A 17,517-nucleotide genomic window follows, 5' to 3' on the forward strand; every position below is an offset into this window, starting at 1 on the left:
AGGCCCCGTTTCGCCAAAGGAGGCTGCTGATGCGTATCTGTCTTTTATTGCTTTGCGGTTGTCTGTCGTTTACTGCGTGGGCGGCTTCGCCCGAACAGAGCCCTGACGCCATCAAGGCGCAACTTCAGGATTACTATTTCGACGCGGCCCGGCGCGGTGATGTGCCAATGCTCGATACCTTTATCGAGTCCGGTTATTCCCTCGACACCCGCGACGACAAGGGCTACACCGCGCTGATTCTGGCGGCGTATCACGGTCAGGCGCCAGCGGTTGAACGATTACTCGCCGCCGGGGCGGATGCCTGTGCTCAAGATCAGCGCGGCAATACGGCGCTGATGGGCGCGATTTTCAAGGGTGAGTTGCAGATTGCGCGACGCTTGATGGCTACTGATTGCAGTCCCGACCAGCGCAACGGTGCCGGGCAGACGGCGGCCATGTATGCCGGGTTGTTCAAGCGTCTGGAACTGCTCGATGCGCTGAAAGCCAAAGGCGCCGATCTGAATGCCGAAGATCCGCTGGGTAACAGCGCCGCACGTCTGGCCAGTGGCGAAATCCGTACCGCCGCGCCGCGCTGATCGGCGACGTGTGCGTTATCATCGCGGTTTTTGTCGGGGGTTCTGATGGCCAAGGCCAAGCGCATGTACGGCTGCACCGAGTGCGGCGCAATCTTTCCCAAGTGGGCGGGCCAGTGCGGTGAATGCGGCGCCTGGAACACCCTGACCGAGACCATGATCGAGAGCGGCGGGGCGACGGCGCCCACCGGTCGTACCGGCTGGGCCGGGCAACAGGCGCAGATCAAGACCCTGGCCGAAGTCAGCATCGAAGAGATTCCGCGGTTTTCCACAGCCTCCGGTGAACTGGACCGGGTGCTCGGCGGTGGTCTGGTCGACGGTTCGGTGGTGTTGATCGGCGGTGATCCGGGGATCGGTAAATCGACGATTCTGCTGCAGACCCTGTGCAACCTCGCCAAGAGCATGCCGGCGCTTTACGTTACCGGCGAAGAATCCCAGCAGCAGGTGGCCATGCGCGCCCGCCGTCTCGGCCTGCCGCAGGATCAACTACGGGTGATGACCGAAACCTGCATCGAAACCATCATCGCCACCGCCCGGCAGGAAAAGCCCAAGGTGATGGTGATCGACTCGATCCAGACGATCTTCACCGAACAACTGCAATCGGCGCCCGGCGGTGTCTCGCAAGTGCGCGAAAGTGCGGCGCTGCTGGTGCGATACGCCAAGCAGAGCGGCACGGCGATTTTCCTTGTCGGTCACGTCACCAAGGAAGGCGCATTGGCCGGGCCCCGTGTTCTGGAACACATGGTCGACACCGTGCTGTATTTCGAAGGCGAATCCGATGGGCGCTTGCGTCTTCTGCGCGCGGTGAAAAACCGTTTCGGCGCGGTCAACGAACTCGGTGTGTTCGGCATGACCGACAAGGGATTGAAAGAGGTCTCCAACCCTTCGGCGATTTTTCTCACCCGCGCTCAGGAAGAAGTCCCGGGCAGTGTGGTCATGGCGACGTGGGAAGGCACCCGGCCGATGCTGGTGGAAGTGCAGGCGCTGGTCGATGACAGTCATCTGGCCAACCCGCGCCGAGTGACGCTGGGGCTGGATCAAAACCGTCTGGCGATGTTGCTCGCGGTTTTGCATCGACACGGCGGCATTCCGACCCACGATCAGGACGTGTTCCTTAACGTAGTCGGCGGGGTGAAGGTGCTGGAAACCGCGTCCGATCTGGCGTTGATGGCGGCGGTGATGTCGAGCCTGCGCAACCGGCCGTTGCCGCATGATTTACTGGTGTTTGGCGAGGTGGGACTGTCCGGCGAAGTGCGCCCGGTGCCGAGCGGCCAGGAACGTTTGAAGGAAGCGGCCAAGCATGGCTTCAAGCGAGCCATTGTGCCCAAAGGCAACGCGCCGAAGGAATCGCCGCCGGGCTTGCAGATCATCGCGGTTACGCGCCTGGAACAGGCCCTCGACGCGCTCTTCGAATAAACGCGCATAGCCCTTGTGGGAGCGGGCTTGCTCGCGAATGCGGTGTTTCAGTCAATGAATGAGTCAACTGACACACCGCATTCGCGAGCAAGCCCGCTCCCACAGTTTGATTTGTGTGTTGGTGCTAGATTTCGATCAGGGCGCCCAGTTCGCGCTCCAGTTCGGCTTCGTCGGCTAGATTGAGTTCGATCAAGCGCCGCAAGCGCTGGATCGACTCCAGGCTGATATGCCGGCAAACAAAGCCCAACTGGCCGTTCTCTTCATGGGCCAGATGCACATCCATCTCGATGTCGACGTCATCGCTCAGATGGATGTCGACGAAAAAATCCTTTTCCCGATCTCCCAGCCACGGCTCCGGCCGTTCAATCAGCAGCCCCTTGAGCGACAGATCAATCAATTTGACCGGCCAGATGTACTCGCCCTGACTCAGCTCGGTTCTGGCATCGAACGCAATACGTTTGAAGCGACGACGATTGGCTGACGGTTCACTCATGGGGTAATCCTCCAGAAGGTTCGCTGACTATAGACCCCGAAAGCGGGGGGCAGCCAATCGGTAAAGCGTCTAGACCAATGTCGGGGTATGGCCTTTGGCGCCGTAAGCGCTAAACTCGGGGTGGCTGTCTTTCTTGTCCACCCTGGCTGGAATAATAAAATGAAAAATAATAATAGCCTGCTACGCCACTTACCCTGGCTAGTGCTGGCAATCGTAGGAGCGTGCGCCCTGGGCGTAGTGGCATTGCGCCGAGGCGAGGCGATCAACGCCTTGTGGATTGTGGTCGCAGCGGTGGCCATTTATCTGGTTGCATACCGTTACTACAGCCTGTTCATCGCAAACCATGTGATGCAACTCGATCCGCGTCGGGCCACCCCCGCGGTGCTCAACAATGATGGTCTGGACTATGTGCCGACCAACAAACACATTCTCTTCGGTCACCACTTCGCGGCCATTGCTGGCGCGGGGCCTCTGGTCGGTCCGGTTCTGGCGGCGCAGATGGGCTACTTGCCCGGCACGCTGTGGCTGATTGCCGGTGTGGTGCTGGCGGGGGCGGTGCAGGACTTCATGGTTCTGTTCATGTCGACCCGCCGCAATGGCCGTTCCCTGGGCGACATGGTGCGTGAAGAAATGGGCCGCGTGCCCGGCACCATTGCGCTGTTTGGCTGCTTCCTGATCATGATCATCATCCTCGCGGTGCTGGCGCTGATCGTGGTCAAAGCCCTGGCCGAGAGCCCATGGGGCATCTTCACGGTGATGGCGACCATCCCGATCGCGATGTTCATGGGCATCTACATGCGCTACATCCGCCCGGGCCGCATTGGCGAGATCTCGGTGGTCGGCGTGTTGCTGCTGTTGGGTTCGATCTGGCTGGGTGGGCAGATTGCCGCCGACCCGGTGTGGGCCAAGGCGTTCACGTTCACCGGTGTGCAGATTACCTGGATGCTGGTCGGCTACGGTTTCGTCGCTGCTTCGCTACCGGTCTGGCTGATTCTGGCGCCCCGTGACTATCTGTCGACGTTCCTCAAGATCGGTACCATCGTCGCTTTGGCGATCGGCATCCTGGTGACCATGCCCGAGCTGAAAATGCCCGCGCTGACCCAGTTCGTCGACGGCACCGGCCCGGTGTGGAAGGGCGGTCTGTTCCCGTTCCTGTTCATCACCATTGCGTGCGGTGCGGTCTCCGGTTTCCACGCGCTGATTTCTTCGGGCACCACGCCCAAGCTGCTGGATAACGAAACCAACGCCCGTTACATCGGTTACGGCGGCATGTTGATGGAATCGTTCGTCGCCATCATGGCGATGGTTGCCGCTTCGGTGATCGAGCCTGGCGTGTACTTCGCCATGAACAGCCCGGCCGCCGTCGTCGGCAGTGACGTGGTGTCGGTTGCGCAAGTGGTCACCAGTTGGGGTTTTGCGATCACACCTGAGGCGCTGCAAGCCGTGGCGCATGACATCGGCGAAACCACCATCCTCGCCCGTGCCGGCGGTGCGCCGACCCTGGCGGTCGGTATCGCTCAGATCCTGCACAGTGTCCTGCCGGGTGAAAACACCATGGCGTTCTGGTACCACTTCGCGATCCTGTTCGAAGCGCTGTTCATCCTCACCGCTGTAGACGCCGGCACCCGTGCCGGGCGTTTCATGCTGCAGGATCTGCTCGGCTCCTTCGTGCCGGCGCTGAAACGTACCGAATCGTGGACTGCCAACCTGATCGCCACCGCCGGTTGCGTGGCGATGTGGGGCTGGTTGCTCTATCAAGGCGTGATCGATCCACTGGGCGGCATCAACACCCTGTGGCCACTGTTCGGTATCTCCAACCAGATGCTGGCCGGTATCGCGCTGATGCTCGGCACTGTAGTTCTGATCAAAATGAAGCGTCAGCGCTACATTTGGGTCACCCTGCTGCCGGCCACCTGGCTGCTGATTTGCACTACGACGGCGGGCTTCATCAAGCTGTTCGACGCCAACCCGGCAATCGGCTTCCTGTCGCTGGCCAAGAAGTACAGCGATGCGCTGGCCAACGGTCAGGTGCTCGCGCCAGCAAAAAGCGTCGAGCAGATGCAGCACGTGATCTTCAACGCTTACACCAACGCAACGCTCACTGTGCTGTTCCTGTTCGTGGTCTTCAGCATCCTGTTCTATGCGCTCAAGGTCGGCATCGCCGCGTGGGGCAAAAAAGAGCGTACGGATAAAGAATCGCCATTCCAGGCTCTGCCGGATGCGTAACCAGAGGATTGCACCATGTTCAATGACCTGAGTCGCCTCGGTAAATACCTCGGTCAGGCCGCGCGCCTGATGGTCGGCATGCCCGACTACGACACCTACGTCGAGCATATGCAAACCAAGCACCCGGACAAACCGGTGATGAGCTACGAGATGTTCTTTCGCGAACGTCAGGAAGCCCGTTACGGTGGCAAGGGTGGGCCCAAGTGCTGTTGATCAGAGCCTGAGGTCCAGGCTATCCCCTGTGGGAGCGAGCCTGCTCGCGAATACGGAGTATCAGTTGATGAATCCATTGGCTGACACACCGCTTTCGCGAGCAGGCTCGCTCCCACATTTGTTTTGTGTTGTTCATTCATTTTGTGAAGGAGAAAGCATTTGTCCTCTCCCATTCCGGTCACGGTACTCAGCGGTTTCCTCGGCGCCGGCAAGACCACCTTGTTGCGTCATCTGTTGAAAGCCGAGCACGGCCTGAAAATCGCCGTGATCGAAAACGAATTCAGCGACGCCGGCATCGACACTCAATTGCTCGGCGATGAGCCGGTGCAAGTCATGACCCTGGCCAACGGCTGTGTCTGCTGCACCATCCACACCGATCTGACCAAAGCGCTTTATCTGTTGCTCGAACGCCTGGACAGCGGCGAAATCGCTTTCGACCGACTGGTGATCGAATGCACCGGTCTGGCTGACCCGGCACCCGTGGCGCAGACCTTTTTCATCGATGAAGAACTGCGCGAGCGTTACCTGCTCGACGGCATCATCACCTTGGTCGATGCCGCTCACGCCGAGCACCACCTGACTCAGACCATTGCCCAGGCGCAGATCGGTTTCGCCGACCGTTTGCTGGTCAGCAAAACTGATTTGGTCGACGAGGCCGCGTTCACCGCGCTAAGTGAGCGTCTGACGCGGATCAACCGACGCGCGCCGATCCGTGTGGTCGAGCACGGCAACATTGATCTGGCCGAACTGCTCGACGTGCGCGGTTTCAATCTCAACGCCGATCTCGGCGGCGGGTTGAGCCTGCGTCCGGTCAGCAAGGCGCCGTCGATCGACCGCATCTCCAGTCTGGTGCTGCGCACCGATCAGGCGCTGGATATCGATCAGCTCAGCGAGTTCATGAATGAACTGCTGGAAGAGCACGGCAAACAATTGCTGCGCTACAAAGGCGTGCTGAACATTGCCGGGGAGGATCGGCGGCTGGTGTTTCAGGGCGTGCTGAAACTCTACGGTTTCGACTGGGACACCGAATGGGCCGAGGGCGAGACGCGGGAGAGTGTGATTGTGTTTATTGCCGATGATTTGCCGGAAGAGAAGATTCGCGCGGGGTTTGCCAAGGTGGCGCAGCAGCAGAACTGAACGTGTGATGGCTGGACGGGCCTCTTCGCGAGCAGGCTCGCTCCCACAGTGAATTGCATTCTTCCTGACAGAATGCGGTCTATTGTGGGAGCGGGCTTGCTCGCGAAGGCGATCTAACCGACAGCACAATGCTCAAGGTCTTAACCGAGTAGGGTCTGCTCAAGATGATCCAGATGCCGGTTCATCAGCATCCCGGCTTTGGAAGCATCCCCACACTCCACCGCCTCAACCAACGCCAGATGCTCCTGCCACGCGCAACAACTGCGCGTCGATCCGTCACAGCGCGCAATCGCCAATGACGTCAGTGGCACCAGACTGCCAAGAAAATGCGCCAACGGTGCATTCCCCGCCATTTGCGCCAACTGCAGATGAAACTCCCCCGACAGTCGAATGGCCGCACCGCGCCGATCCTGCTCCACCGCCTGACGCTCGCGCTCGATCAAGGCGCGCAGGCGTTTCACACCATCAGCCTGTGGTCGCTGACAAGCCAGGCGCACCAGTGTGTTTTCGGTCAGTCGCCGTGCATGCAAGGTCTGCCGCGTCTGCTCCGCATCCGGCGCCGCAATCCGTGGCCGATGATTGGCGCGCAGCACGACGATGTGCTCATGGGACAGCTGCGTCAGCACTCGCCGAACATCCGCGCGGCTGACAGCAAACATCTGCTTGAGGCTGTCCTCGGTAAAGCGGCTGGCCGGGTCGATGCGCTGCTCCAGAATCGCATCGAGCAGCCGTGGATACAGATCATCCTCTGGCTCGCGCTGGCGGGAGAAGGGCAGGGGCGCTGCGCTCGCCCGAGCGTGCGATGGCGTGGCAAGACTGTTCATGACCGGTCTCCTGTGTGAAGGGGTTCAGTTGCTCAAGTTGTCATCCGGAATGTTCAGCTCGATCCCCATTCGCTGACCTTCGCGCAAAATGTGCCGGCGCATTTCGGCGCTGGCCTGGGCGCTGTTCTTGCTGCGGATCGCACGGACCACGGCTTCGTTTTCCTCCAGCCGTTCGGCCAGATGCTCAGGGGAATTGCGCAGCACGTCGGCGCTTTGCTTGAGGGCATTGCTGGTCTGTTGCACCACGCTTTGGAAAATCGGGTTCGAGGTCAGGGTGAACAGCTCTTCGTGGAAGGCGATGTAGGCGCTGACCCCGGCTTCGCTGTCGCCAGCCTCAAGGGCTTCGCGCATGTCCATCAAGGTCAGGCGCAATTGTCCGACTTCCTTGCTGCTGATCGACTGGGCAACCAGGCCGACGATGAACGGCTCAAGGGTGTAGCGCAGTTGCAGCACGTCTTCGAGGCTGGCGCCGGCCACTGCGCTGTCGTGGCTTTGGCTATCGCTGAGCTGTGCGTCGAGCACCACTACGCCTTTGCCAGGCATCGAGCGCACGAGGCCGAGGGTTTCCAAAACGATCACCGCTTCGCGCAGGCTCGGGCGACTGATGCCCAGTTGTTCGGCCAGTTCGCGCTGACCCGGCAGCATGTCGCCGGAGCGCCACTGACCACGGGCCAAAGCGGCCCGGAGTTTTTCTACGACTGAGTTGACGACGGTAGATGTGGTTATCAAAGGTCTTGCTCCATTTGCCTGTGGGAGAGCGCCGCAAACTCAAGATCAAAAGATCGCAGCCTGCGGCAGCTCCGACAGGGTTAAATCAGAACTCCTGCTGGTGCGCCGGAGTTGCTGGTTTACGCGGTTGAAAGGTGTAGCCCTGCTGACCGCTGAGTACTTTGTTGGCTCTTTGTACGTCGATGTCCTTTTCCCAACGGGCGATCGCCACGGTGGCGACGCAGTTGCCGATCAGGTTGGTCAGCGCGCGGCCGATGCCCATGAACCAGTCCACCGCCAGCACCAACACCAGGCCGACCACCGGAATGGCCGGGATCGCCGTCAGCGTTGCCGCCAGAATCACCAATGCCGAACCGGGAATGCCGTGGGCGCCTTTGGAGGTGATCAGCGACACCAGCAGGATCGTCAGCAAATCAGTCATGGCCAAAGGCGTGCCGGTGGCGTTGGCGATGAAGACGATGGCGAGGGTCAGGTAGATCGAGAAACCGTCGAGGTTGAACGAATAGCCGGTCGGAATCACCAGCCCGACCGTCGAGCTGCCAATTCCCAGATGTTCAAGTTTGCGCATGATCTGTGGCAGCACGGCGTCAGAGGACGCGGTGCCCATCACGATCAGCAGTTCTTCACGCAGGTATTTGAGCAGCGGCCACATGCGCAGGCCGGAGGCACGCATCACCACACCGAGGATCACGCTGACGAAGGCGATGCAGGTCAGGTAGAACAGGCCAACCAGACTGCCCAGATGTTGCAGGGAGTCGAGGCCATATTTGCTGGTGGTGAAGGCGATCGCACCGAACACGCCGATTGGCGCCAGGCGCACGATCATGCCCATGATCCGGAAGATCACATGGCTCAGTTCGTTGATCAGTCGCGAGATCCCGGAGGCGGCTTCACCGACCAGATTCAACGCGCTGCCGAACAGCACCGAGAACAGCAGCACTTGCAGAATGTTGTTGTCGGCAAATGCGCCGATCACCGACGTCGGGATCAGATCCATCAGGAACTGCGTGGTGGTGTGCATGTGCTGGCTGCGTTCGGCGAGGTCGCCCATGTCGGCGGCGGACAGTTGCTCCAGATGGATATTCGCGCCACTACCGATGCCGGTACTGAAGGCGAATACCAGGCCGATCACCAGGGCGATAGTGGTCAGCACTTCAAAGTAGATAACGGATTTGAGGCCGATACGCCCGACCTTCTTCAGGTCGCCCGCGCCACTGATTCCACTGACCACCACGCAGAACACGATCAGGCCGATGAGCATCTTGATCAGTTTGATGAAGCCGTCGCCAAGCGGTTTGAGCTGGGCCGAGTATTCAGGAAGGGTCAGCCCGCAGACGATGCCGAGCACCAGTCCGAGAACCACTTGGAGGAAGATTGAACGCGAGCACCATCTGAGCATGGGAGGAATCCTGGTCGGTGTCCTGACTGCCGTGCGCGTGGCGCATCAGATTCAGGACTTAATTATTGTGGTCTTACCGGTATGTCCAGTGCGGGTGCAGTCTAGGCGCTGTTTTTTACGGATCGCAAGTGAAAAATAACGAATTGGCATGACCGGTCTGACCAGTTGAGCGGTAAGTCCCATTCTTGAGCGGTTCAGGCGTTTGAAAAAATGCGGGCGAAAAAAAACCGGCCAATCACTTGGCCGGTTTTTCATGCTGCGGGTTTAACGTCGCGATTAAGCGCCGTATACCGGCAGTTTCTTGCAGATGGCTTTGACTTTCTCACGAACGGCGTCGATCACCGCTTCGTTGTTCAGGTCAGCCAGGATGTCGCAGATCCAGCCGGCCAGCTCTTTGCACTCGGCTTGTTTGAAGCCGCGAGTGGTCACAGCCGGAGTACCGAAGCGCAGGCCGGAAGTGACGAACGGCGAGCGCGGATCGTTTGGTACGGAGTTTTTGTTGACGGTGATGAACGCTTTGCCCAGAGCAGCGTCGGCGTCTTTACCGGAGATGTCCTGCTTGATCAGCGACAGCAGGAACAGGTGGTTCTTGGTACCGCCGGACACCACGTCGAAACCGCGCTCGATGAACACTTCGGCCATGGCCTGGGCGTTCAGCACCACTTGTTCCTGGTAAGCCTTGAATTCAGGCTGCAGCGCTTCCTTGAAGCAGATCGCTTTAGCGGCGATCACGTGCTCCAGCGGGCCACCCTGGGCGCCCGGGAATACCGCGGAGTTCAGTTTCTTCTCGATGTCGGCGTTGGCGCGCGCCAGGATCAGGCCGCCACGTGGACCGCGCAGGGTCTTGTGCGTGGTGGTGGTCACGACGTCAGCGAAAGGTACCGGGTTCGGGTAGACGCCAGCGGCGACCAGACCGGCCACGTGAGCCATGTCGACGAACAGGTAAGCGCCGACTTTGTCAGCGATGGCGCGGAAGCGTGGGAAGTCCAGAATCTGCGAGTAGGCAGAGAAACCGGCCACGATCATTTTCGGCTTGTGTTCTACAGCCAGGCGCTCGACTTCGTCGTAGTCGATCAGGCCGTTGGCGTCGATGCCGTACTGCACGGCGTTGTACAGCTTGCCGGAGGAGGAAACGCTGGCGCCGTGGGTCAGGTGACCGCCGTGAGCCAGGCTCATGCCCAGGATGGTGTCGCCACCTTGCAGCAGGGCCAGGTAAACAGCGGCGTTGGCTTGCGAACCGGCGTGCGGTTGAACGTTGGCGTAATCGGCGCCGAACAGCTCTTTGGCGCGGTCGATGGCCAGTTGCTCAACGATGTCGACGTACTCGCAACCACCGTAGTAACGCTTGCCTGGGTAGCCTTCAGCGTATTTGTTGGTCAGGACCGAGCCTTGAGCTTCCATCACCGCTGGGCTGGTGTAGTTTTCCGAAGCGATCAGCTCAATGTGTTCTTCCTGGCGCTGAGCTTCTTGCTCCATGGCGGCAAAAAGATCGGCGTCGTACTTGGCAATAGTCAAATCACGGCTGAACATGGCGGTCCTCAAGGATCGGGGGCAGAAAAGGGGGGCATTCTAACCCAATGGGTTTTGGATGGCATATGAAACGACATCATGTCGCAGACAAGTGGCACTCATGCTGCAATTGCGCCGGGCGCTGGCATCCGCAGGCAGTGGCTCGCAGCCCCCATGCAACTGCAGGAGCGGCGAGCCAGTGCGCAGGAACCCGGCAAAAACCCAGCTGTACATCATTGGCATTTTTTCAACTGCGCAGACAGTAGACGGCAGTCAGCCGGTTGTCGATTGCTGAACAAGGGTTGCTTGATGCATGTCAGTGAACTGGCTTTCGCCGTGATGCGAGGAGTGGTCTGGGTAGCCGTTTAATCAAACTTCGTCGGGGTGGCTGACATAAGGCGCGTTTCGTTCAAGTATGTTCAATGTGAAGTAAGCAAACTCCTGGTGTGCTTCCGAACGGAAATAAAGTCTTTCAGGTTTCGCAGGCCTGGAAAGTGACGGGCTGTTGGAGGTGCCTTCAAGGGTAATTAAACCTTGGGGTTTAGCGGTTATATGAAGGTTGATTCGATCATTTTGCATGTCATCGAGTGTCTTGCCGTCAAGATCGAAACTGATTTGACCTGCTTGATCTTTCGGGCTTACAGCCAGCTCGCCGTGGCTGTTCAAGTTGACCAGCTCGCCCAGGTGGGATTCGTCGCGAACGTACAAGACGTAGGCGTTGTGCTCCCAGCGGAAGTAGAACCTGGTCGCAGTCCCTGCGGGTTTCGCAACCAACAGATTATAAAATCCGCGTTCGCGGCTGTGGCCTCTTTCGATAGAAACCGGGCGCCCGTCGCAACTCAGTGTGCCGATAAAAGATTTTTGGCGGTCCGTGCTCATTACAGTGTCCTTGTCTGGTTTTAATTAACTGCGACGTGTTGTGCAGTGAACAAAACTTAACATGGGAGCGTGCGGGTAAGTTGAAGTTATATGTTTCGCTTTGTTGAGCAGGGTAAGTAAAAGTGCTGGTTAATGTTTGCGCTGAATGGGCGTGACGTCAGGGTTTGTTTTAATCAAACATGAACAGTGCATCATTACTGAACTGCGCCTCAAACCGATTCGCCGGCATCGGTCGCCCGAACAGATACCCCTGCACTTCATCGCAACCATGCTCGCGCAGGAAGTCCAGTTGTTCATGGGTTTCCACGCCCTCTGCGATTACCGCCAGATTGAGGCTGTGGGCCATGGCGATAATTGCTCGGGCGATCTGCGCGTCCTGCTCGCCGGATGGCAAACCGTCAACAAACGTGCGGTCGATCTTCAGCACGTCGATCGGGAACTGCTTGAGGTAGTTCAGCGACGAATAACCGGTGCCGAAGTCGTCGACCGCGATGCTCAGCCCGAGGTTTTTCAACCCGGCGAGTATCTGCATCGCCTCGCTGACTTCGCGCATCAGGATACTTTCGGTCAGTTCCAGTTCCAGGCACGCCGGCGGCAGGCCGGTTTCGCGCAGGATCGTGGCGATTCGCGTGCCGAGCTGGCCATCGGAGAACTGCCGCGCCGAGATATTCACCGACACCTTCGGCACGCGCACGCGGTTCTGGTGCCAGGTCTTGAGTTGGCGGCAAGCCTCGCTGATCACCCAGTCGCCGACGTCCACCACCAGTCCAAGCTCTTCCAGTACCGGAATGAAATCCCCCGGCGGCACCAGCCCGCGACGTGGATGGCGCCAGCGCAGCAATGCTTCGGCGCCGGTCAGGCGTTTGCCGTCGCCGCTGAACTGCGGCTGGTAATACAGGACGAATTCGTTCTGCTCCAGGGCATGGCGCAAATCGCTTTCCAGCTCCAGACGCTCCAGCGCACTGGCGTTCATGTCGGCCTGATAGAACTGGAAGTTGTTCTTGCCGCGCTCCTTGGCGTGGTACATCGCGGTGTCGGCGTTCTTCATCAACTGGCTGAGTTCGTTGCCATCCTGCGGGCTCAGCGCGATACCAATACTGGCGGTAACGAAGAACTCGCGACCCTCGAGCACGAACGGTCGCACCAGACTGCCGAGGATTTGCTCGGCGACATGGATAGCCCGGTTCAGCGCCATTTCGCGGCTGGAGCGATGTTGCAGCAGCAAGGTGAATTCGTCGCCACCCATGCGCGCCACAGTGTCGTCATCGTCGACGCAGGCCAGCAGGCGCGTAGCCATGTCTTTGAGCATGCGGTCGCCGGCGGCGTGGCCCAGGGAATCATTGATCGGCTTGAAGCGGTCGAGGTCGAGGAACATCAGCACCACCCACGACTTTTGTCGTTCGGCCGATTGCAGCGCGGTGTGCAGACGATCCTGAAACAGCGTGCGGTTGGGCAGGTGGGTCAGGGCGTCGTAGTAGGCGAGGCGGTGAATGCGCTGTTCGCTGGCTTTGCGCTCGCTGATGTCGCTGAAGAAGCACACATAACTGGCCAGATCGCCTTCATCGTCAAGCACCGCAGTGATGCCGACCCACGCCGGATAATGCTCGCCATTTCGGCGTTTGAGCCAGACTTCGCCTTCCCACGTGCTGTGCTGATGCAGTTGCTTGAGCACGTATCGCAGGTGTGCATCCTGTTGTTCGTCGACGGTGAGCATGTTCGGCAACTGGTCGAGCACTTCCGCCACCGCGTAACCGCTGACCCGACTGAACGCTTCGTTGGCCTGAACGATGTAGCCGGCCGGGTCGGTGATCAGGATCGCCGAGGTCGAGTGTTCGAATACGGTGGCGGCCATGCGCAGGTCTTTCTCGGCGCGGCGCTGCTGGCTGATGTCGCGACCGACACCCAGTACACCTTCGAACGCACCGTGCTCATCCCATACCAGCACCAGACGCAGTTCGATCGGAATTTTACGGCCATCGGCGCGCAGGCAGTCGAACAGGAACATCTGCGTCTGCACCTGGCTGCGCAACAGCGCCAGTTGCTCGGGTTTGTCGAGCGCCTTGCTGACCCGAACCATCAAGCCGTAGATGCCGCTCAGTTGCTGCGGGTTGGCGATGGTCGATTGCCAGCCGTTCTGGAAAATCCACTCGGCGTCGTAGCCCAGCACTGCCTGCACCGACGGGCTGACATAGTTCAGCGAGAGTTTGCTGTCGGTGGAGAAAATCACGTCGCTGATGCTTTCGGCGAGCATCCGGTAGCGCTGTTCGCTGTCGCGCAGCGATTCGCTGGCTTCGATCTGTTCGGTGATGTCCTTGGCCACGCCGATGATCCGCGTGACCTGATCGTGTTTGTCCCGGGCCAGTGCCTGTTCGCGAATATCGAAGCGCCGCCACTCGCCGTCGCGATGACGGAAGCGTAACTGGCATTGCAGTAGTTGGCTGTAACCGGCGTGGCGCTGCTGCTGCCGCGAACGATGGTAGTAATCGGCGTCTTCCGGGTGAAGGAGGATTTCCCAGAAATACTCACCCATCTGATGCAGCTCGGAGCGGTTGTAGCCGAGCGTCTGGCCGAGGTGGTGGTTGCTGAAAATCATCCGCTGGCTGATCACATCCTGCACGTAGAGGTGATCCGGCACGGTGCGCACCACGTCAGACCAGAAGCCTTCACGTTCCAACAGCGACAGCTCGACCAGCTTGCGGCTGGTGATGTCGTTGATGCTGAGGATCACCGCTTTATAGTCGTGCTGCTCGGTCGGCAGGCGCAGCACCATCCACAGGTGTTGATCGCGACCGTTGATGTCCGGCAGTTTGATTTCCAGTTCCAGCTGTTTTTGCTGCTGGAGCACGGCGTCGAGCACTTGATTGCCAATCGCGCAGTGACGTTGCGGATGGCCGTCGATCAACAGTTGCCAGGCCTGTTCGCAGGAATTGACGTTGAGCAGTTGCAGCGCGACCTGGTTGACCTCGGTGACGCGCAACTCTTGCAACAACTGCAGGCGCTGTTGCGGTGGATCGAGCCAGGCCTTGAGCTGATCGCTGGTCTGGATCTGCGCCTTGTCGAAAAACTGCTTGAGCCCGGACAGATCCAGCACGCAGAGGGCCACACCGGTGCCTTCGAAAATGTCCTGATAACGTCGGCGACCTTCATGCAACTGGCGCTGACGGCGGCGCATGTTCAGCAGCGCGATCACCGGCAGCATGGAAAAGGCCAGGCCCAGCAGGCATTTGCCGATGAACGCGGGCAGCAATTCTTCGAGCACGCGCTGGCGGTCGAACAGACCGCGCAATTGCCAGTCACTACTGCTCAGCGGCACGGTGAGCACGGTGTTGGCCAGATCGTCCGGGCTCAGCACACCGGGCTTGGCTGATGACAGCGATTCTTCGCGGCTGATGATCTGATGATTGATACGGTTTTCCACCAGCCACAGCGGACGCAGGCCGGTTTCACTCTGTTTGGTCAGCGAGTCGAAGAACGTCGGCGTCAGGCGCAAAGCCCAATAGCCGCGGGTGCTGCCACTGGCCTGATGCAGTAACAGGTGCACGGTCGAGCCGTCGTCGGCGTTGCTGAAGTAGTGCGCCTGGGCGTGACTGCGGCGTACCAGTTCGGTGAGGTAGCTGGCGTCGGAGCTGTCGGTGCTGCTGTCGCTGAGGATTCTGCCGGAAGGACTGAGCAACGCCAGGCTGCGCAGATCCGGCAGCGATTTCTGGAGTTTGCGCAGCAGTTGCTGCTGTTCGTCGGCTGTTTGCGGTTGTTCGACGATCGGTAGCAAGTTGAGCGCGATTTGCGCGTTCAGCGCCATGTTCAGGCTGACCTGCGAGGCGAGGTCGGCGGTGTAATCGATGGTGTACTGGCGCTGGTTTTTCTGGGTTTCGCGCAGCTGATCGAGCAGTTGCCAGAACAGCAAAGCCAGCAGCAAAAGCACGAGTGTCGCCAGCGCACCCTTTAATGTCCCGCGCAGGGGCGAGCCGGGCGCCGGTTGGGTGCTGCTCACAGAGGCTGGCGGAGTGACATTGGACAAGCTGTAATCCTGCGATCTGGCTGGACTGGCGCGACGTGCACTATAAGCCGGACGCCCGAAGGGCGGCTAGCATGCCTTGAGTTGTGGCGAAGTGCCAGCCCCTCGCGGCTGGACTGCCTTCCGTCATTAAGGTAGCTTTGCCGGTTACGCGGGAGCGTTCCAGCTCCTAGAATCAGACTTTTTTCAGCGCGCACGCATTGATCGCCATCAAGTGGTCTAGTGAACGACGCGCATCGGTCTGGCCGGGCATCGCCTGCGCTGCAATCATTCATCTGTCACTGACCCAAGGTTCTCCATGGCTCAATACGTCTTCACCATGCATCGGCTGGGCAAAGTTGTTCCGCCGAAGCGGGAAATCCTGAAAAACATTTCGCTGTCGTTCTTCCCTGGCGCCAAGATCGGCGTACTAGGCCTCAACGGTTCGGGTAAGTCCACGCTGCTGAAAATCATGGCCGGCGTCGACACCGAGTTCGAAGGCGAAGCCCGTCCGATGCCGGACCTGAACATCGGTTATCTGCCGCAAGAGCCGCAACTTGATCCGACCAAGACCGTGCGTGAAGTGGTCGAGGAAGCGGTCAGCGTGATCAAGGATGCGCAAGCACGTCTGGACGAGGTCTACGCGGCCTACGCCGACCCGGATGCCGACTTCGACAAGCTGGCTGCCGAACAGGCCAAGCTCGAAGCGATCTTGCAGGCCAGCGACGGTCACAACCTTGAACGCCAACTGGAAGTCGCCGCCGATGCGCTGCGTCTGCCAGCGTGGGATGCCAAGGTCGAACACCTGTCTGGTGGTGAAAAACGTCGTGTAGCCCTGTGCCGTCTGCTGCTGTCCGCGCCGGACATGCTGCTGCTCGACGAACCGACCAACCACTTGGACGCCGATTCCGTTGCGTGGCTGGAGCACTTCCTGCACGACTTCCCGGGCACCGTGGTTGCGATTACGCACGACCGTTACTTCCTGGACAACGTCGCTGGCTGGATTCTGGAACTCGACCGCGGCGCAGGCATTCCGTACGAAGGCAACTACTCGGGTTGGCTTGAAGCCAAGTCCGATCGTCTGGCGGCCGAATCCAAGCAGCAGTCGGCCCACGAAAAAGCCATGAAAGAAGAACTGGAGTGGGTGCGCAAAGGCGCCAAGGCCCGCCAGTCGAAATCCAAGGCGCGTCTGCAACGCTTCGAAGAAATGCAATCGCAGGAATTCCAGAAGCGTTCGGAAACCAACGAGATCTACATCCCGGCCGGTCCGCGCCTGGGTGACAAGGTCATCGAATTCAAGAACGTCACCAAGGGCTACGGCGATCGCGTGCTGATCGACAACCTGTCGTTCTCGATGCCTAAAGGCGCCATTGTTGGCGTGATCGGTGGTAACGGTGCCGGTAAGTCGACCCTGTTCCGCATGCTGATGGGTAAGGAAACCCCGGATTCAGGCAGCATCGAAGTCGGCGAAACCGTGCAACTGGCCTGCGTCGATCAGAGCCGCGAAGACCTCGACGGCAGCAAGACGGTGTTCCAGCAGATTTCCGACGGCTCCGACCAGATCCGCATCGGCAACTACGAGATCCCGTCGCGTACCTACGTCGGTCGCTTCAACTTCAAGGGCGGCGATCAGCAGAAGTTCGTCAAGGACCTGTCCGGTGGTGAGCGCGGCCGTCTGCACCTGGCGCTGACCCTGAAGGAGGGCGGCAACGTCCTGCTGCTCGACGAACCGTCCAACGACCTCGACGTTGAAACCCTGCGTTCGCTCGAAGAAGCCCTGCTGGACTTCCCGGGCGCCGCCATTGTGATCTCTCACGATCGGTGGTTCCTTGACCGCGTCGCGACGCACATCCTGGCGTACGAAGACGATTCGCAAGCGATCTTCTTCGAAGGTAACTACACCGAGTACGAAGCCGACCGCAAAAAGCGTCTCGGCGAAGCAGCGGCCCAGCCACACCGGGTACGTCACAAGAAATTGGCCTGATATCGGGTTGGTTGCATGAAAAGCGGAGCCTTCGGTTCTTTGCATCGATAAAAATGTACTAAAACACATTGAAAGCCCTCGCAAAGAGGGCTTTTTTTCGCCTGTTTTTTGCGCTACCTGACATCCTTAGATATACCTTAAG

The 17,517-nt window shown here is 59.5% G+C and carries 13 protein-coding genes; 6 read left to right on the forward strand and 7 right to left on the reverse strand.

Annotated elements, in window-relative coordinates; all coding sequences use genetic code 11:
• Nucleotides 1-29: 29 nt before the first annotated feature.
• Nucleotides 30-575 (forward strand): ankyrin repeat domain-containing protein, encoded by a 546-nt coding sequence (locus ATI02_RS20150; RefSeq protein ID WP_100847152.1) that lies wholly within the window; start codon nt 30-32, stop codon nt 573-575.
• Nucleotides 576-620: 45 nt separating this feature from the next.
• A complete protein-coding gene (gene radA, locus ATI02_RS20155) occupies nt 621-1,988 on the forward strand; it encodes a DNA repair protein RadA (RefSeq protein ID WP_100847153.1) in 1,368 nt (455 codons plus the stop codon).
• Nucleotides 1,989-2,112: 124 nt separating this feature from the next.
• On the opposite strand, the gene ATI02_RS20165 is transcribed toward radA, so the two are convergent.
• Nucleotides 2,113-2,481, reverse strand: a complete 369-nt coding sequence (locus ATI02_RS20165; RefSeq protein WP_100847154.1) for a PilZ domain-containing protein — start codon at nt 2,479-2,481, stop codon at nt 2,113-2,115.
• Between the two features lie 159 nt (nt 2,482-2,640).
• Between ATI02_RS20165 and ATI02_RS20170 the strand changes: the two genes are divergently transcribed.
• The 3 genes from ATI02_RS20170 (at nt 2,641) to yjiA (ending at nt 6,057) form a co-directional block, all read left to right on the forward strand.
• Nucleotides 2,641-4,707, forward strand: coding sequence for a carbon starvation CstA family protein (locus tag ATI02_RS20170; protein ID WP_095190351.1), 2,067 nt, complete (start codon nt 2,641-2,643; stop codon nt 4,705-4,707).
• A gap of 15 nt (nt 4,708-4,722) precedes the next feature.
• On the forward strand, nt 4,723-4,920 hold the full coding sequence (locus ATI02_RS20175; RefSeq protein ID WP_003228401.1) for a YbdD/YjiX family protein: 198 nt from the start codon (nt 4,723-4,725) through the stop codon (nt 4,918-4,920).
• A 159-nt stretch (nt 4,921-5,079) separates the two neighbouring features.
• The gene (yjiA, locus tag ATI02_RS20180) at nt 5,080-6,057 is read left to right on the forward strand and encodes a GTPase (RefSeq protein ID WP_100847155.1); all 978 of its coding nucleotides are present in this window, start codon (nt 5,080-5,082) and stop codon (nt 6,055-6,057) included.
• Nucleotides 6,058-6,197: 140 nt separating this feature from the next.
• On the opposite strand, the gene ATI02_RS20185 is transcribed toward yjiA, so the two are convergent.
• From ATI02_RS20185 to morA, 6 genes are all read right to left on the reverse strand, one after another.
• On the reverse strand, nt 6,198-6,881 hold the full coding sequence (locus tag ATI02_RS20185) for a GntR family transcriptional regulator (protein WP_095190353.1): 684 nt from the start codon (nt 6,879-6,881) through the stop codon (nt 6,198-6,200).
• Between the two features lie 24 nt (nt 6,882-6,905).
• Entirely contained in the window at nt 6,906-7,610 is a 705-nt protein-coding gene (locus ATI02_RS20190) for a FadR/GntR family transcriptional regulator (RefSeq protein ID WP_095190354.1), read from the reverse strand.
• Between the two features lie 85 nt (nt 7,611-7,695).
• Nucleotides 7,696-9,009, reverse strand: a complete 1,314-nt coding sequence (locus ATI02_RS20195) for a C4-dicarboxylate transporter DctA (protein ID WP_095190355.1) — start codon at nt 9,007-9,009, stop codon at nt 7,696-7,698.
• Between the two features lie 276 nt (nt 9,010-9,285).
• Nucleotides 9,286-10,539, reverse strand: coding sequence for a serine hydroxymethyltransferase (glyA, locus tag ATI02_RS20200; RefSeq protein WP_007909785.1), 1,254 nt, complete (start codon nt 10,537-10,539; stop codon nt 9,286-9,288).
• Nucleotides 10,540-10,887: 348 nt separating this feature from the next.
• The gene (locus ATI02_RS20205) at nt 10,888-11,397 is read right to left on the reverse strand and encodes a hypothetical protein (protein ID WP_095190356.1); all 510 of its coding nucleotides are present in this window, start codon (nt 11,395-11,397) and stop codon (nt 10,888-10,890) included.
• Nucleotides 11,398-11,566: 169 nt separating this feature from the next.
• The gene (morA, locus tag ATI02_RS20210; protein WP_100847156.1) at nt 11,567-15,415 is read right to left on the reverse strand and encodes a cyclic di-GMP receptor MorA; all 3,849 of its coding nucleotides are present in this window, start codon (nt 15,413-15,415) and stop codon (nt 11,567-11,569) included.
• A gap of 295 nt (nt 15,416-15,710) precedes the next feature.
• Between morA and ettA the strand changes: the two genes are divergently transcribed.
• Nucleotides 15,711-17,375, forward strand: a complete 1,665-nt coding sequence (gene ettA, locus ATI02_RS20215) for an energy-dependent translational throttle protein EttA (RefSeq protein WP_095190358.1) — start codon at nt 15,711-15,713, stop codon at nt 17,373-17,375.
• The last annotated feature ends 142 nt before the right edge of the window (nt 17,376-17,517 follow it).

The sequence above is a fragment of the Pseudomonas baetica genome (genome assembly GCF_002813455.1).
Lineage (GTDB): Bacteria > Pseudomonadota > Gammaproteobacteria > Pseudomonadales > Pseudomonadaceae > Aquipseudomonas > Aquipseudomonas baetica.

What these genes read in the sequence shown, in the direction of transcription:
- ATI02_RS20150 (WP_100847152.1), top strand. Translation starts at nt 30, where the DNA reads ATGCGTATCTGTCTTTTATTGCTTTGCGGTTGTCTGTCGTTTACTGCG.
- radA (WP_100847153.1), top strand. Translation starts at nt 621, where the DNA reads ATGGCCAAGGCCAAGCGCATGTACGGCTGCACCGAGTGCGGCGCAATC.
- ATI02_RS20165 (WP_100847154.1), bottom strand. Translation starts at nt 2,481, where the DNA reads ATGAGTGAACCGTCAGCCAATCGTCGTCGCTTCAAACGTATTGCGTTC.
- ATI02_RS20170 (WP_095190351.1), top strand. Translation starts at nt 2,641, where the DNA reads ATGAAAAATAATAATAGCCTGCTACGCCACTTACCCTGGCTAGTGCTG.
- ATI02_RS20175 (WP_003228401.1), top strand. Translation starts at nt 4,723, where the DNA reads ATGTTCAATGACCTGAGTCGCCTCGGTAAATACCTCGGTCAGGCCGCG.
- ATI02_RS20185 (WP_095190353.1), bottom strand. Translation starts at nt 6,881, where the DNA reads ATGAACAGTCTTGCCACGCCATCGCACGCTCGGGCGAGCGCAGCGCCC.
- ATI02_RS20195 (WP_095190355.1), bottom strand. Translation starts at nt 9,009, where the DNA reads ATGCTCAGATGGTGCTCGCGTTCAATCTTCCTCCAAGTGGTTCTCGGA.
- glyA (WP_007909785.1), bottom strand. Translation starts at nt 10,539, where the DNA reads ATGTTCAGCCGTGATTTGACTATTGCCAAGTACGACGCCGATCTTTTT.
- ATI02_RS20205 (WP_095190356.1), bottom strand. Translation starts at nt 11,397, where the DNA reads ATGAGCACGGACCGCCAAAAATCTTTTATCGGCACACTGAGTTGCGAC.
- ettA (WP_095190358.1), top strand. Translation starts at nt 15,711, where the DNA reads ATGGCTCAATACGTCTTCACCATGCATCGGCTGGGCAAAGTTGTTCCG.